The sequence below is a fragment of the Pseudomonas putida genome (assembly GCF_001941965.1).
GTDB lineage: Bacteria > Pseudomonadota > Gammaproteobacteria > Pseudomonadales > Pseudomonadaceae > Aquipseudomonas > Aquipseudomonas putida_L.
Window position 1 is genome coordinate 18,771 of record NZ_MKZO01000048.1, and the last position, 15,694, is coordinate 34,464.

Sequence of the window (15,694 nt, forward strand, 5' to 3'; positions counted from 1 at the left end):
AATAACCCTTGAGTCAGACCTGCACGGCCTTGATTTCGACGAATTCCGCCAGCCCTTCCTCGCCCCATTCGCGGCCATTGCCGGACTGCTTGTAGCCGCCAAACGGCGCGCGGTAGTTGAAGCCGGCACCATTGACGAAGCACTGTCCGGCACGCATCTGCCGCGCCAGTTCCAGCCCGCGCTCGCGAGTGCCGGCCCAGACTGCGCTGGACAGGCCGAATGGCGAATCATTGGCCAGAGCGATGCCTTGGGCTTCGTCGGCATAGGGGATCAGGCACAGCACCGGCCCGAAGATTTCCTCCTGGGCAATGCGCATGCGGTTGTCGACATCGGCGAACACCGTCGGCGCGACATAGAAACCGCGCTCGAAGCCCGGCGCCTGCTGGCCGCCACAGACCAGCCGGGCGCCCTGCGCCTCGCCAATGCCGATGTACTCGCGCACCGTGCGCCGCTGCGCCGCCGAACACATCGGCCCAAGGAAGCTGGCCGGATCCCGGGGGTCACCCATCACCAGCGCCCGGGCCTCGGCTGCGGCGATTTCCACCGCCTCGGCATAGCGCTGCGCCGGCAGCAGCATCCGGGTCAGCGCCGTGCAGGTCTGCCCGGAGTTGATCATCACGTCCTGCACGCCATGGCGCACCGCCGCCGCCAGGTCGGCATCGGCGGCGACCAGCAACGGCGACTTGCCGCCCAGTTCCAGGCACACACGCTTGACCGTCGGTGCTGCCGCTTGAGCCACCCGCACTCCGGCACCGGTAGAGCCGGTGAAGGACACCATGTCCACCTGCGGATGCCGGGACAGCGCCTCGCCGACTTTCGAACCTGGTCCGCTAACGAGGTTGAGCACCCCGGGCGGCAGGCCGATCGCATCGATCATTTCCGCGAGCAGGAAGGCATGCAGTGGCGTTTCCTGACTCGGCTTGACCACCACCGTGCAACCGGCAGCCAGCGCCGGAGCGAGCTTGCCGATCAGCTGGTGCAGCGGGTAATTCCACGGATTGATAAAGGCACAGACCCCGACCGCCTCGCGGTACACCAGCGAATTCCCGACCTCATGCACCCGGTCCATCAGCCCGGCCAGCTCGACGTACTGCTCCAGCCCCTCGATCGGCCCCTCCACCTGCACGCCTTGGCACCACTGCACCGGCATGCCCAGCTCGGCGGTGATCACATCGGCCATCTCGCCGGCCCGGGCTTTCAATTGCTCGGCCAGTGCCCGGATATACCCGGCGCGCACGCTGGAGGCCGTCCGCGACCACTCGGCAAAGGCCCGCCGTGCCGCCATGACGGCACGCTCGACATCCTGCTCGTTACCAAGCGGCACCCGGCCAATTACGCTTTCACTGGCCGGGTCGATCACCTCGGCCATGCCCTGCCCGCCCGGTGTCTGCCAGGCGCCGTCGATATACAGCCGCGCATACTCACGCATGGGCTTTGTGCTCCACCAATGCTGCGGCGCAGCGCGCGATACGCCGGCAGGCGTCGTCCAGCTTCGCGGCTTCAAGCACCAGCCCGAGACGGATATGCCCCGCCGCACTGGGGCCGAAGGCTTCCCCGGCCAGTACCGACACCCCTTCACTCTCCAGCAGATGACTGGAAAACGCCTGGGCGCTGAGCCCGGTGGCACGGATATCGACCATCACGAACATCCCGCCATCGGGCTTCACCACCTTCAGGCCGGGGCTGGCAGACAGCTGATCGCAGACCAGGTCACGGCGCTGGCGATAGACCTCGCGCATCGCCTCCAGCTCCGGCAGCTCGGCTTCAAGCGCAACCACGGCCGCATCCTGGATAAAGTCCGGCAGGCCATAGAGCATGCACAGCGCCAGGTTCTCCAGATGCCCGGCCAGCTCGCGGGAGCCGACTACCCAGCCAACCCGCCAGCCAGTCATGGCATGGGACTTGGACAGGCTGTTGAGGGTGGCGGTACGTTCAGTCATGCCCGGCAGGCTGGCCGGGCTGATGTGCTCGCCCTGGTAGAGCAGCTCGCTGTAGACCTCGTCGGAGATCAGCCACAGGTCATGGGCGATGCACAGTTCGGCCAGCGCGTCCCAGGTAGCACGTGGCAAAGAGGCGCCGGATGGATTGTGTGGACTGTTCAATGCAAGGGCGCGGGTACGCGGGGTAATGCGCGTGGCGACATCCGCCGGATCGACGCGAAAACCGTTTTCCGCACGCGCCGGCACCGTGACGATGGTCGCGCCGCAGGCACCGAACACCGCTTCGTAGGTGACATACATCGGCTCGGGCACGATCACTTCGTCTCCCGGCTCCAGCACGCACTGGGCCACGCAGAACAGTGCGCACTGGGCGCCGGCCAGCACCGTGACCTGGTCGGCACCCACCACCTGGCCGCTACGCTGCCCGTGACGCCGGGCGATGGCCTGGCGCAGGGCCTGCTTGCCACGGATATCCGAGTAATGGGTATGCCCGCCGCGAAGGCTGGCGACGGCCGCATCCACCACAGGCCGGGGCGTATCGAAATCCGGATCGCCCACCGACAGCAGCAACACATCCTTGCCCTCGGCCTGCATGGCCAGGGCGCGGTAATGGATCTCCCAGGCCGCGGCACCGTCACCGGCAATGCGCTGGGTCAGACTGGAAAAACGCATGTCGTTCACTCCTTTTCAGCGGGCACAGGCGTGCTTGAGTTCGATCAGGGTCACGCCATTACGGGCAAACCCGGCGCGCAACTCCCGTTGCAGCTCGTCCAGGCTGGACGGCTGCGCCACGCTGCAACCGAAGGCGCGGCCAAGGCCGGCGAAATCCGGGTTGCGCGGCAGCACACCGATGGGCTCGATATCCAGCCCGAGCATGTCGTCGCGGATCTGCCCGAGGGCATCGTTGTTCCACAGCAGCACCACCAGCGGCCGGTCCAGTTCCTCCACGGCAGTAGCCAGTTCCTGGGCGGTATAGAGGAAGCCGCCATCGCCCACCAGCACCAGGCCCGGACGGTCGTCACCGCCGAACATCGCGCCGATTCCCGCCGGCAGGCCGTAGCCGAGGGTGCCGTAGCCGGTCGGGTGCAACCAACTGCGCGGCGCCCGGCTGGCGAAGGCGTAGTTACCGGTATAGGCCAGTTGGGTCATATCGGTACTGATGAAAGCGTTGGCCGGCAGCTCGGCGGCGATGCGGTCGAGGATCGCCTGGTGAATGCCCTGCAGCGCGCCATGGCTCTCGCGAATGGCCTGGCGCAAGCCGGACACCGCCTCGATGGCCGCTCCCGCTTCGCGGCAGGTGTCCGGCAGGTGGTCGAGAATCCCTGCCAGGGTCTGCCGGGCATCGCCGTGCAGGGCCAGGGCGCAGGGATAGAAATCGTTGAACTTGCGTGGATCGATATCCACCCGCAGCAGCTCGCCATTCAACGGCAGACGCTCGCGCCAGAAGTCGGTGTCGGCCATCTCGGTGCCTACCGCCAGGATCACATCGGCCTCGGCGATCAGCTTCCAGCCCGGCTCGACGCACAGACTGGACCCGGCATTCAGCGGCGCGTCCGGCGGCAGCAGGCCCTTGCCGGCGACGCTGGTGAAGACCGGTGCGGCCAGACGCGTGCTCAGTTGTTCCAGCACTGCCGCCGCCTCGAGGGCCCCACCTCCGGCAATGATCATCGGACGCTTCGCGGCGGCCAAACGCGCGGCGGCTTGATCCAGCAGCTCTCGCGCCGGCACCCCGCAGCCCGGGCGGCGCACGACTTCAGCACTCCAGTCCCGGGCTACAGGCGCTGCCAGTACATCCAGTGGCACGGAAATATGTACCGGCCGTGGCCGCTCGCTATCGAACACCGCCCAAGCCCGGGCGATCAGTTGCGGCAGGTCTTCGGCGCTCAGGGCCACGGCGGAAAACGCGGTGATCGGCGCGGTCATGGCCCGCTGATCCTGGGTTTCATGCAGGCAGCCCCAGCCTTTTCCAAGGCTGGCGGTGTGGTTGACGCTGGAAATCACCAGCATCGGCACCGAGTCGGCGTAGGCCTGGCCAATGGCAGTGGCGGCATTGGTCACGCCGGGGCCGGTGATGACGAAGCATACGCCCGGCTTGCCACTGACCCGGGCATAGCCGTCGGCCATGAAGCCGGCGCCCTGCTCGTGCCGGGTCAGGACATGGCGGATACCACTGCCGGGCAGGCCGCGATACAGCTCCAGGGTGTGTACGCCGGGAATGCCGAATACCGTGTCGACGCCGTAGTTGGCCAGCAAACGGACCAGGGCCTGGCCGCCGGTCAGGGGACGTTCATGCATGTCGATCTCCTTGCTCCTGGCCGAGGCGGATCAGCGCGTCGACCGCGGTGGTGCCTTGGGCACCGACCATCAATGGGTTTACATCCAGCTCCAGCAGGCGCCCGGCGTTTTCGCAGGCGTAGTCGGCCACGGCGCGAATCGCCGCGACCAGGGCGTCGAGGTCCGCCGCGGGACGGCCACGGAAGCCCTGCAACAGCGCAGCGCTGCGCAGGCCGAGCACAGCCTGGCGGATCGCGCCGTCGGTGGTGGGCAGCAGCAGGCTGGTGCTGTCCTTGAGCACTTCCACCAGCACGCCACCGGCACCGATCACCAGGGCCAGGGCAAAATCGTTCTCGCGCTTGATACCGACGATCAGCTCGGCCAGCGGGGCCTCGGCCATGGGTTCCAGCAGCACCTGGTCGAACGCCACGTGCGGAGCAAAGGCCTTGATCCGCTCGCGCATCGCGGCCACGGCGGATGCCACGGCGTCGGCATCCTTCAGGTTCAGGGCCACCGCCCCGGCTTCGGTCTTGTGCGGCAGGTGCGCGCTGACCGCCTTCAGTACCAGCGGATAGGCGACAACCTGGTGCGCCGCCCTCTCCGGAGTCGTCAGCACGCCTGCCGGTACCGGCAGACCGAATGCGCGCAAGGCCTGCTTGGAGTGCCACTCATCCAGCACCTGTCCTTCACCATCCAGCGCACGCGGGCACAGCGGCACCAGTGCCGACTCACCCAGCTCCAGCAGCTGTTGCCGGTTCTGCTGCCAGGCGACGATCCGCCCCCAGGCCGCCAGACCGTCCTCGACGCCCTGCAAGGCGGCGATGCCCTGGGCATGCAGGCGCTCGCGGGCATGGGCCGGCAGCAGCTCCGGCAGCGCCGAGGTAACGAAACCGCGCTTGCCGTGACGTTGCAGCGCCGCGCTGAACAGCTCCAGCAACAGGTCGCATTCCTTGCGCTCCCCCGTGAACTCGGCGGGATAGTCCAGCACCAGCATGGCGGCATCGGCCTCGCTGGTGAGGGCGGCGTCGAGCATGGTCCGCAATGCGCTCTCGTCGCCCCAGATGGCGGTGGTGAAATCCAGCGGATTGATCAGGTTGGCGTAGGCCGGCAGCACCTCGCCGAGTTGCGCCACCTGCCCCGCGGTCAGCTTGGGCAGGCTAAGGTGATTGCGTTCGGCGTAGTCGGCGATCAGGCCGGCGTCGCCACCGGAACAGGCCAGGGCTACCAGTCGGTCTCCCGTCGGCAGATGCCCGCAGGCCGCAGCTTTCAGGGTTTCGATAAAGCTCACCGGGCCACTGACCCGGATCACCCCGAGGCGGCGGAACAGGCTGTCGTACAGGGCATCGGAACCGGACAGCGAGCTGGTATGACTGAGCGCCAGTTCAGCGCCGATCTGCGACACACCGGTCTTCAGCGCCACGACCGGAATGCCCTTTTCCAGCGCCTTGTGCGCGGCGCGGGCAAAGCCCGGCACGTTCTTCAGGCCCTCCAGGTGCAGGCCGATGGCGGTGACCCGGGGGTCGTCAAGCAGCACGGCCATCAGTTCGGCCACGCCCAACTGGGCCTGGTTGCCTACCGACGCCATGTAGGCCACTGGCAGCGAGCGGTCGCTCATGGACAGGTTGTAGGCGAAGTTGCCGCTCTGGGTCAGCACCGCCACGCCCTTCTCCACCTTGCGTCCGCCATGGGCCACCGGCCACAGGGCCGAGCCATGCAGGTAGTCGAGCAGGCCGTAGCAGTTGGGCCCGAGCAAAGCCATGTTGCCGGCGGCGTCCAGCAGTTGCCGTTGCAGGCGCTGGCCTTCCTCGCCGGTTTCGGCGAAGCCCGAGGCATAGCAGATCGCGCCGCCGGCGCCGAGGGTGGCCAGCCCGGCAACCGCTTGCAGGGTCAGCTCGCGGTTGGTGGCGATGAACACCGCATCGGGGGCACAAGGCAGTTCCGCCACGCAGGCGACACAGGGCACGCCATCGATGTTCGAATACTGCGGATTGACCAGCCACATTTCGCCGGCAAAACCGCCCTCGGCGCAGCGCCGCAGGGCCCGGGCCATGCTGCGCCCGCCGATGAAGGCCAGGTGCCGGGGCGCCAGCAGGCGCTTGAGGTTGTCACGAATGGCTTGGGACATGGGACCTCTCCTGGGCGCTCAGCGCAGCAATGGCCGAAGCAGCTCGCGGGAAATGATGTGGCGCTGGATTTCCGAAGTGCCTTCCCAGATCCGCTCGATACGCGCATTGCGCCAGATCCGCTCCACCGGCCCTTCGTCCATCAGCCCCATGCCACCGAAGATCTGCACCGCCTCGTCGGCCACCTTGCCCAGCACTTCGCTGGCGAACAGCTTGGCCATGCCGGCCTCGCCGTCGGTCATGCTGCCCTGGTCCATCTTCCAGGCGGTGTGCAGGGTCAGCAGTTCGGCGGCGCGGATCTGCGTAGCCATGTCGGCCAGCTTGAACGACACCCCCTGGTAGCTGCCGATGGCCTGGCCGAACTGCTTGCGGTCCGCCGCCCATTGCAGCGACAGGTCCATGGCCCGCTGGGCCTGGCCGACGCAGTTGGCGGCAACCATCACCCGCCCGGCAGTGAGCCAGGCATTGGCCACTTCCCAGCCCTTGTCCACTTCACCCAGGACCTTGCTCGCCGGCACCCGGCAGTCGTCGAAGAACAGCTCGTAGGTGTGGTAGCCGCGGTTGCTCACGCATTTCGGGCCACGGCGCACGGTCATGCCCGGGGTGCCACGGTCGACCAGGAAGGCGGTGACTGCGTTGCGCTTGCGGCCGTTGTGCTCGTAGGTATCGGTGACGGCGAAGACGATGGCGAAGTCGGCATGCCCGGCATGGCTGATGAAGTGCTTGCTGCCATTGATGACGAAATCGTCGCCCTCACGCACGGCTCGGGTCTTGATCGCGTTGGCATCGGAGCCGGCGCCGGGTTCGGTCAGGGCGAAGCAATCGGTCTTCTCGCCCTGCACGCAAGGGATCAGGTAATCGTCGATCTGTTGGCCCTTGCAGGCCATAAGGATCTTCGACGGCCGGGCGACGAACACATGCAGGGCCCAGGAAACCTTGGACAGCTCGCGCTCGACCAGGGCCTGGGAGAGGTAGTCGAGGCCGCCGCCACCGACTTCCTCGGGCATGTTGAAGGCGTAGAAACCGGCGGCGATGGCCTTGCCACGGATCTGCGCGGCCAGCTCCGGCGACACCGCATCGGCGCGGTCCACTTCTTCCTCATGGGGCAACAGCTCACGGCTGACGAAACTGCGTACCGCATCCACCAACATTTCTTGTTCTTGGGTCAGTTGGAAATTCATTGCGAAACGTCCTGAATAAAGTGATGTAAGTACTTCATTTACCAACGAATACAGGTGCTCTACGTTCGACCGAAGCGCGCAAGGCTTCCACCCCGTCGGCGCTGCGTCCGCAGAGCAGGCCGGCGGCCAGTTCCTCGTGCAGTTGCTCGGCCAGGGTGCGCTGGGCGCCGTCGCGGATCAGGCGCTTGGTCTGGGCGTAGGCGAAGGTCGGGCCCTGGGCCAGGCGGGCGGCCAGTTCGGCCACGGTGCTTGCCAGTTGCTCGTCGGCCACCACGTCGCCGACCAGCCCGGCGGCCAGGGCGCGCTCGGCATTCCAGAGTTCGTCGAGGAACAGCAGGCGCTTGGCCTGCTCGGCACCGATCAGCCGCGGCAGATGCCAGCTGGCACCGGCGTCGGGGCTGTAGCCCATGGCGGTGTAGCCGGCCTTGAAACGCGCCGATGCCGCAGCCACGCGCAGGTCGCAGCACAGCGCCAGGTCCATGCCACCGCCGACCGCCGTGCCGTTGACGGCGGCGATGGTGGGTTTGTCGAGGCTGTGCAGGCGCTGCATCAGGGCATGGGCGTTCTCGGTCCAGCCGTAGCTTTCCAGCACGCCACGGGCTTCGGCATCGGCCCATTCGGCGAGGTCGGCACCGGCGCAGAAGCTGCGGCCGCTGCCGGTGAGGACCACCACGCGCACCGCCGGGTCGGCGTTGAGTTCTTCAAGCAAGGCGTGGAAACGCTGGAGGGTCGGGATGTCCAGGGCATTGCGCTGCTCCGGACGGTTGAGGGTGATCCGCGCAACACCGGCTTCGACTTGGCTCAACAGGGACGACGGGCTGGTCATGGGAGGCCTCGATTTTTGTTGGGTTGGGGTGAGGTATGGAGGAGATACTAAACGAGTGTTCAACAAGGCGGCAATCGAGGTGAATATCTGATGTAACAGGTGAACTAAATCACCTATCAGATTGTTTTTATTGATTTTTATTTCAGTTAAAGGAGATTCTCAGGTGGGGACTGTTACAACTTTGTACAACTCAGAATGGAGGGTGCTTTTGAGGGCCCTATCGCTGGCAAGCCAGCTCCCACAGGGTCGGTGTGGGAGCTGGCTTGCCGGCGATGAGGCCATCAGCATCAATAGAAATCAGGCGCCAGGCGCACTCGGCAGCAACGCCCCCGACCGCTTGCGGTTCACCACGAAATACGCCGCATAGCACAGCGCAATGAAGCCAAAGCCCCAGTACAGCGAAGGCCGCTGCGTCTCATCCAGCGCCAGGAACACGAACAGCGAGCTGCACAAGGTGATGCACAGCAGCGGCACCAGCGGATACAGCGGCGCGCGGTACTTGAGATCTTCCAGCTTGCCGCCCTCACGCAGAAACGCCTTGCGGAAGCGGTACTGGGCCAGGGCAATGACGATCCAGGTCACGGTGCCGGACATGCCGCTCACCGCCATCAGCACCATGAACAGGGTGTCCGCCGCGACGAAGCTGGTCATCAGCGAGACCAGGGCAAAGCACAGGGTGATGCACAGCGCCCGCAACGGTACGCCACGGCTGCTCAGCGGCGACAGGCTGCGTGGCGCCATGCCGGTTTTCGACATGGCCCAGAGGATCCGTGTCGAGGCATACAGCCCGGAGTTGCCCACCGAGAGAATCGCGGTGAGGATCACGAAGTTCATCACGTCGGCGGCGAAGGGAATGCCGACCATGTCGAACACCTGCACGAACGGGCTTTCCATCAGCCCGGCCTGCTGCCACGGGACGATCGCCGAGAGCACCAGGATCGCCAGGACATAGAAGATCAGCACACGGAACACCACGTTGCGCACCGCGCGGGGGATGCTCTTCTCCGGCTGGTCGGTCTCGCCGGCCGCGACGCCCATGATTTCGCAGCCCTGGAAGGCATAGACCACGGTCATCATCACCGCGAACACCGCCGACAGGCCGTTGGGGAACAGCGAATCGCCGATCAGGTTGTTCAACCCCGGCGCCGGTGCACCGCTGGACAGCGGGATACCGCCAAACATCACCAGGACGCCGATCACGATAAAGCCGAGGATGGTCGCCACCTTGATTCCCGAGAACCAGTACTCCGCCTCGCCAAAGGCCCGGGTCGCCAGGGCATTGAGGCCAAACAGGACCACCACGAACAGCGCCGACCAGTACCAGATCGGCACCTCGGGGAACCAGCGGGTCATCAGCATGCCGGCGGCGGTGAATTCCAGGCCGACGGTGGTGGCCCAGCTCATCCAGTACACCCAGCCGATCATGAAGCCGGTGGCCGGCCCGATATAGCGCGTGGCGTGGGCCTGGAACGAGCCCGAGACCGGCATCTGCACCGACAGCTCGCCGAGGCAGACCATCACCAGGTACATCAGGAAGCCGGCAACCAGATAGGCCAGCACCGCCCCCACCGGCCCGCCCTGGTTGATGGTGACCCCCGAGCCCATGAACAGCCCGGTGCCGATCACCCCGCCGAGGGACAGCATGAAGATATGCCGGCTTTTCAGGGCCCGGGTCAGGTGAATGCCCTGACGCTGCGTGGAATCAGTCATTGCGGCCACCTCGCGGCGAGATGCCCGGGGTGTTCGAATCAGCTTTACGGCCTTTCATTATTGTTATCTCCAATAAGCCTGACGGACCGCGCCATGCACGGTTGCCGTCGATTATTGGAAAGGGATGTAAGGCGCCGTTGTCGGCCAGGATCGAAGATGTAAAAAGTCGTAAGGTTTTTGTACGTCAGCGCTGGATCAGCTGTTTCAGGGTGGTGCGCGCCTGTTCGACCTGCTCGCGCAAGGGGTCGGTCAAGCCGTTCAGGGCGGCTTCATCGTGCTCGCGGGCAGCGGTTTCCAGTTCGCCAAGGACCGCCGCCAGCCCGCGGAAACCAAGGGAATCGCTGCTGCCCGCCAGACGGTGGGCCTGATGGGCGATTTCCGTACAGTCACCTGCCAGCAGGGCTTCGCACAAGGTCGGGTAGTGCTGCTCCAGCGACTGGCGCAACACACCGAGCAAGCCCTGGACTTTCTGCTCGCCCAGCAAGGCCCGGTGGGTTTCCAGCAGCGACCAGTCCATCTGTGTTTCAGAGCGCTCCTGCACGCCCGCTGGAGACCGGGCCAGCGCCTGCCGCAAGGTTTCAAGCCGCAACGGCTTGGCCAGCACGCCCTGCATGCCAGCCTCCAGATAACACGACACCTGCGCCGGCTGCACCCCGGCAGTCAGCGCGAGCATGCGTGTCTCGCGGTTCGGCCCCGGCGTGGCGCGGATCCGCCGGCACAGTTCGACACCGCTCATGCCCGGCAAGTGAACGTCCAGCAGGATCAGGTCGAAACGCCTCTGCCTGCAGACGGCCATGGCCTGCCCCGCCTCCTCGGCAAAGCTGACCCGATGTCCGTCACGCTCCAGCAGGCCGGCGGCGACCTCGCGGTTCAGGGCCATGTCCTCGACTACCAGGATCTCCAGGCTCTCCCTTGGTGCTTGCGCGGTCGGCACCTCGCGCCCCGCGCCCTCCAGCAACTCCAGTTCGAACCAGAAACAGCTGCCCTGCCCCTCGACGCTGTCCACGCCAATCCGCCCGCTCAGCCGCTCGACCAGATGCTTGCAAATGGCAAGGCCCAACCCGGTGCCGCCATAACGCCGTGCCACGGCCTCGCTGGCCTGGGTGAAGCGCTCGAAGATCCGCGCCTGCACCTGCGGGGCAATGCCGATGCCATCGTCGCTGACCGTGATCCGCAGGCGCTGGCCGCCGGGCAGATCGTCAAGTACCTGAACCTCAAGGGTGACCTCGCCGTGCTCGGTGAACTTGATCGCATTGGCCAGCAGGTTGCTCAGCACCTGTCGCAGATACTGCTCGGCGCCCTGCTGGCGCTCGGCCAGGCGTGGATCGAGGTGGCACACCAACTGGTCATGATTGGCCGTGGCCCGGGGTTCGAGCAGGGTCATGACCTCGCGACACAGCTGCCGCAGGGAGAAATCCACCTGCTCCGGGTGGCTCTCACCTTCCTCCAGGCGGGCGAAGTACAACACTTCCTCAAGAATCGCCAACAGGCCCTCGCCCGCCTTGTACAACGCCTCCAGCCGCTGGCGGTCGCGACCTGCCGGGAGGACGCCGCGCAGCAGCTCGGCCATGCCGAGAATGCCGTTGAGCGGCGTGCGCAGTTCATGGCTCATGGTCGCCAGGAAGCGCGATTTGGCCAGGTTGGCCGCCTCCGCCTCGTCCTTGGCCCGGGCCAGGCTGGCGGTGCGGCGCTCGACCATGGCCTGGAGCTCGTCGCGCTTGTCCTGCAGGGCCACGCGGTCCAGTTCGCGGCGCTCGATATCCGTGAGAATGGCCCGGCGCATGTCGTCGAGGGCACGGGCCACGGTGTCGATTTCATCGTCGGCAGGACGCCGGTCCAGGCGCAGCGGCTCCTGCCACTGCCCGGCGCCGACACGTCGGGCGAATTCGGCCATGACTTGCAGGTGGCGAGTCACCAGGCGGTAGAACAACCCCGACAGCACCACCGCCAGACCACAGAGGAACACGCCCATCCACAGCAGGCTGGTCAGCCCGGTGGCGAACAGCCGCTGGTGCACCGCGCCGAGATCGATGCTCACCTCCAGCTCACCCAGATGTCGCAGCGGCCCGGACGGAGGCTGATAGTCCAGGGCGAAGCGCTCGATCCGCAGCGGTCCCTTGGGTTCGGCTTCACCGCGCAGCAGGTTGAAGTCGTCGCTGCTCAGACGCACCCGGGCCACATCGGAGAAGTCCACCAGGCCGCGCAACTGGGTATTCAACTGGGCCTCGTCCAGGTCCCACAGGCTGCGCTCCAGGCTCGCCAGGTAACCGACCCGGATCAGCGCCATGCGCGACTCGATATCGCGCATCTCCCGGCGGTATTCGAAATACAGCTGCACCGAGCTGGCCAGTACGGTGAAGCACAGGCTGAACAGCAGGATATACAGCAGCAGCCGGCGCAACAGGCCATCGGCGCGCCAGCGGATCATCGGGCACCTGCCGGCAGGCGGACCATGTCGCGGTAGGTCACTTCGCTTTGCTCCAGCCAGCGCGCGATTTCGCCCGCGTCAGCCATGCGCCTCAGCTCGCGGTCGATATCGGCCATGCGTGCGCTCAACGGCGAACGACGCGACACCGCGACCCGCAGGTAGTCCACGCTCAGGGCCCGGGGCAAGGCGACGATGTCCTGTGCTCCCGGCAGGTTCTCGACGAACAGCTCGCCGGTACGCCGCTCCTGGACCACGAAATCGATGCGCCCGCGGATCAGCTTGCCGAAGTTCTGCCGGCTTGAAGACACCCATTCGATGTTCTGGTGGCGGGCGACGAAGCGGTCGAAGGCTTGGCCGTAGCTTTCGCCGAACAACAGGCCGCCGCGGTAACTGGCCAGATCGTCGAGACCCTCGAGGTGCAGCGGGCGCTGGCGATTGACGAACACCGCCACTTCCTCACGCATCACCGGCTCCATCGAGAAGCGCATGCCGAGATCGCGCTGGTCGCTGTCGTAGGCCAGCACCACATCCACCCGGCCCTCGGCGGCATCCAGCAGGCAGCGTTTCCAGTTGCCCAGCACGACGATCTCGGTCTCGTAGCCCAGGCGCCGGAACAGCTCGCGCACCACGGTCGGGGCCAGGCCACGCACCTGGCGGCCATCGCTCCAGGACACTGGTGGGTACACCGGGTAATCGCAATAGCGCACCGGCTCGGCGGCCATGGCCGGCAGGCCGGCGAGCAGCACAAGCAAGGCCAGCAGCCGGCGCACGGGCTTCAGGCCGCCACGCTGGCGGTGAACAGGTAGCCGGTGCCGTGGATGGTGATGATCAGTTGCGGCTCGGCCGGGTCGTCGTGCAGCTTGCGCCGCAGGCGGCCCACCAGCACATCGATGGAGCGGTCGTTGGGGACCCATTCGCGGTTGCGGATCTGGTCCATCAACTGGTCGCGGGTCAGGGTATGGCCGCTGTTGCGCAGGAACACGCTGAGCAACTGGAACTCGCCATGGGTCAGCAGGGTTTCGCCTCCGCGTGGGTCGATCAGGCGGCGGCGGTCACTGTCCAGGGCCCAGTCGGCGAACTGCTTGAGGGCGTGGCTGGTGTTTTTCGGCTGGTTGGCCTGGGCGCAACGGACGCGGCGCACCAGGTTCTTGGCACGGGACACCAGTTCACGGGGGTTGAGAGGCTTGATCACATAGTCGTCGGCGCCGCATTCGAGGCCGACAATACGGTCGATATCGTCGTTGCGCCCGGTGATCAGGATGATGCCGACTTCCGAGCGCACCCGCAGTTCACGGGTCAGGGTCAGGCCGTCCTTGCCCGGCAGGCGGATATCCAGCAGCACCAGGTCGACCACATGGCTGCCCAGGAAGGCCTCGGCGCCTTCGGCGGTATCGGCACAGTGGACGTCATAACCTTCCTGGGACAGGTAGGCGTGCAGCAGGTCGCGAATCAACGGATCGTCGTCGACGATCAGTACCCGAGGCGTCATTGCGGTTGTCTCTTGTTATGGCTGTAGGACTTTTCACACGCGCTGGCAGCGTACTCGCTGTTGAACGGGTGATCAACTAGCCTTCGGGCAAGGTGAAGCGTCGGCGTCCGCCGGCTTGCAGGCCGTCGACCCAGGCTTCGCAGATCTGCACGCCCTGCTCCGGGGTGAAGGTCCCGGGGTTCAGCCCGGACTCCAGCCACAAGCCGTCGAGCAAGGCGCTCAGGCTGATGGCCGCGAGGTCGGCGTCGAAGCGTTCCCAGTTGTCTTCCCGGGCCAGTTCGCCCAGTGCGCGGCTGAGGGTGCCGCGGTACTCACCGTAGGAATGATCGTGCACCTGGTTGATCGCCTCGGCGGTCTTCACTGCGCCCCAGAAGGCCAGCCAGGCATCCAGCAGTTGCGGGTCGAGCAGTTCCTCGCAGAAGGACGCCTGGAAGAACGCCGACAAGCGCTCCCGGGCATTCGGCGCAGCCCGGTCCATGGCCTCGCGCAGCAGACCCATGACCCGGCCGGTCACGGCCAGGTAGGCCTCGGCCACCAATTCGTCCTTCCCCGAATAGTGATGGCTGATCAACCCCACCGAGACGCCGGCCTCGGCGGAAATCTTGCGGATCGACGCCCCCTGGAAGCCATGCTGCTTGAGGCAGGCCAGGGTCGCCTCGACCAGATTGGCCTTGCGGGCTTCGGGGAGCATGCGTTGGTAGCGGGCTTCCTGGTTCATCGGTGCTCTCGTTGTTGTGCCGGACTGAACGACTGTACAGCAAGGCGAACCCCGTGATAAACCGTGCCGGGCAAATGCCCCCACAAACACAAGAAGCGGCTGCCATGACTGACCTGATTCTCCACGCTCTCGACCAGGGTTTGCTGACCCTCACCCTGAACCGCCCCGACAAGCTCAATGCCCTGAATGCCGAGATGTACCGCCAGCTTGGCGAGCGGCTGATGGCGGCTGAGCAGGATCCGCAGATCGAGGTCATCCTGATTACCGGCGGCAGCAGTTGTTTTAGTGCTGGCAATGACTTGCATGACTTTCTTGATAATCCGCCCGAGGATCGCGAGCACCCTGTGTTTCGCCTGATGCGCGTGGTGCTGGGCTTGCGCAAGCCACTGATTGCGGCGGTGAACGGGCCGGCGATCGGGATCGGCACCACCTTGCTGCTGCATTGCGATCAGGTGGTGGTGTCGAAAGGAGCGAAGCTGCGGATGCCGTTTGCGCCATTGGGATTGTGTCCTGAGTTCGGCTCCAGCCTGTTGCTGCCACGTTTGCTCGGGCATGTGCGGGCAGCGCGGCTGCTGCTGGGCAATGAGGCGTTGAATGGCCAGCAGGCGGTGGATTGGGGGCTGGCCAGCGAGGTGCATGAAGATGGCGACGCCTGCCTGGAAGCGGCCCGGGCCCTGGCCAGGCGTTGGCAACGGATGCCGCAGGAGGCGCTGCGGATCAGCAAGGAGTTGCTCAAGGCGGGGGATCGTGAGGTGCTGGCGGCGGTGGTCGAGCGGGAGAGCCGGTGCTTTATCGAGCGGCTGAAGACGGTGGAGGCCCGGGCGGCGTTGCAGGCCTTGGTACAGCGTTGACAGTTCCGGCCCTATCGCCGGCAACGCTGTTCTGGTCAAGTTTTTCCGGACACCGATTACGGTGATCAGGCCGCCTGCTGCTCCATAGCTATCGGCGACAAGTAATTGTTGTGGCTGTGGAGCCTGACTCGGTTGTATCGCATGAAGAAGCTGG

General features: G+C 65.9%; 12 protein-coding genes. 1 reads left to right on the plus strand and 11 read right to left on the minus strand.

Features of this window, described 5'->3' with window-relative positions; genetic code table 11:
* Nucleotides 1-13 precede the first annotated feature (13 nt).
* From PSEMO_RS25050 to PSEMO_RS25100, 11 genes are all read right to left on the minus strand, one after another.
* Nucleotides 14-1,429 (minus strand): aldehyde dehydrogenase family protein, encoded by a 1,416-nt coding sequence (locus tag PSEMO_RS25050; protein WP_075805646.1) that lies wholly within the window; start codon nt 1,427-1,429, stop codon nt 14-16.
* Nucleotides 1,422-2,612 carry a pyridoxal phosphate-dependent aminotransferase gene (locus PSEMO_RS25055; protein WP_075805647.1) on the minus strand — a complete coding sequence of 397 codons (1,191 nt, stop codon included), beginning with the start codon at nt 2,610-2,612 and terminating at the stop codon, nt 1,422-1,424. The genes PSEMO_RS25050 and PSEMO_RS25055 overlap by 8 nt, the downstream gene beginning before the upstream one ends.
* 15 nt (nt 2,613-2,627) lie before the next feature.
* Nucleotides 2,628-4,235, minus strand: a complete 1,608-nt coding sequence (locus PSEMO_RS25060; protein WP_075805648.1) for a 5-guanidino-2-oxopentanoate decarboxylase — start codon at nt 4,233-4,235, stop codon at nt 2,628-2,630.
* Nucleotides 4,228-6,339, minus strand: coding sequence for an acetate--CoA ligase family protein (locus tag PSEMO_RS25065; protein ID WP_075805649.1), 2,112 nt, complete (start codon nt 6,337-6,339; stop codon nt 4,228-4,230). The genes PSEMO_RS25060 and PSEMO_RS25065 overlap by 8 nt, the downstream gene beginning before the upstream one ends.
* 18 nt (nt 6,340-6,357) lie before the next feature.
* Nucleotides 6,358-7,518, minus strand: coding sequence for an acyl-CoA dehydrogenase family protein (locus PSEMO_RS25070; RefSeq protein ID WP_075805650.1), 1,161 nt, complete (start codon nt 7,516-7,518; stop codon nt 6,358-6,360).
* A gap of 34 nt (nt 7,519-7,552) precedes the next feature.
* On the minus strand, nt 7,553-8,344 hold the full coding sequence (locus tag PSEMO_RS25075) for an enoyl-CoA hydratase/isomerase family protein (protein WP_075805651.1): 792 nt from the start codon (nt 8,342-8,344) through the stop codon (nt 7,553-7,555).
* A gap of 297 nt (nt 8,345-8,641) precedes the next feature.
* Nucleotides 8,642-10,054, minus strand: a complete 1,413-nt coding sequence (locus PSEMO_RS25080; protein WP_075805652.1) for an amino acid permease — start codon at nt 10,052-10,054, stop codon at nt 8,642-8,644.
* Nucleotides 10,055-10,238: 184 nt separating this feature from the next.
* Nucleotides 10,239-12,482 (minus strand): ATP-binding protein, encoded by a 2,244-nt coding sequence (locus PSEMO_RS25085; protein ID WP_075805653.1) that lies wholly within the window; start codon nt 12,480-12,482, stop codon nt 10,239-10,241.
* Nucleotides 12,479-13,204 carry a substrate-binding periplasmic protein gene (locus PSEMO_RS25090; protein WP_075805657.1) on the minus strand — a complete coding sequence of 242 codons (726 nt, stop codon included), beginning with the start codon at nt 13,202-13,204 and terminating at the stop codon, nt 12,479-12,481. Before PSEMO_RS25090 ends, PSEMO_RS25085 begins: the two co-directional genes overlap by 4 nt.
* A gap of 53 nt (nt 13,205-13,257) precedes the next feature.
* The gene (locus tag PSEMO_RS25095) at nt 13,258-13,971 is read right to left on the minus strand and encodes a response regulator (protein ID WP_075805654.1); all 714 of its coding nucleotides are present in this window, start codon (nt 13,969-13,971) and stop codon (nt 13,258-13,260) included.
* A 76-nt stretch (nt 13,972-14,047) separates the two neighbouring features.
* Nucleotides 14,048-14,689: a TetR family transcriptional regulator C-terminal domain-containing protein gene (locus tag PSEMO_RS25100; RefSeq protein WP_075805655.1), complete on the minus strand. Its 642-nt coding sequence runs from the start codon at nt 14,687-14,689 to the stop codon at nt 14,048-14,050.
* A 104-nt stretch (nt 14,690-14,793) separates the two neighbouring features.
* Here PSEMO_RS25100 and PSEMO_RS25105 point away from each other — a divergent pair, with 104 nt between their 5' ends.
* Complete coding sequence (locus PSEMO_RS25105; protein ID WP_075805656.1) at nt 14,794-15,540, plus strand: enoyl-CoA hydratase-related protein; 747 nt, start codon at nt 14,794-14,796, stop codon at nt 15,538-15,540.
* Nucleotides 15,541-15,694: the final 154 nt, after the last annotated feature.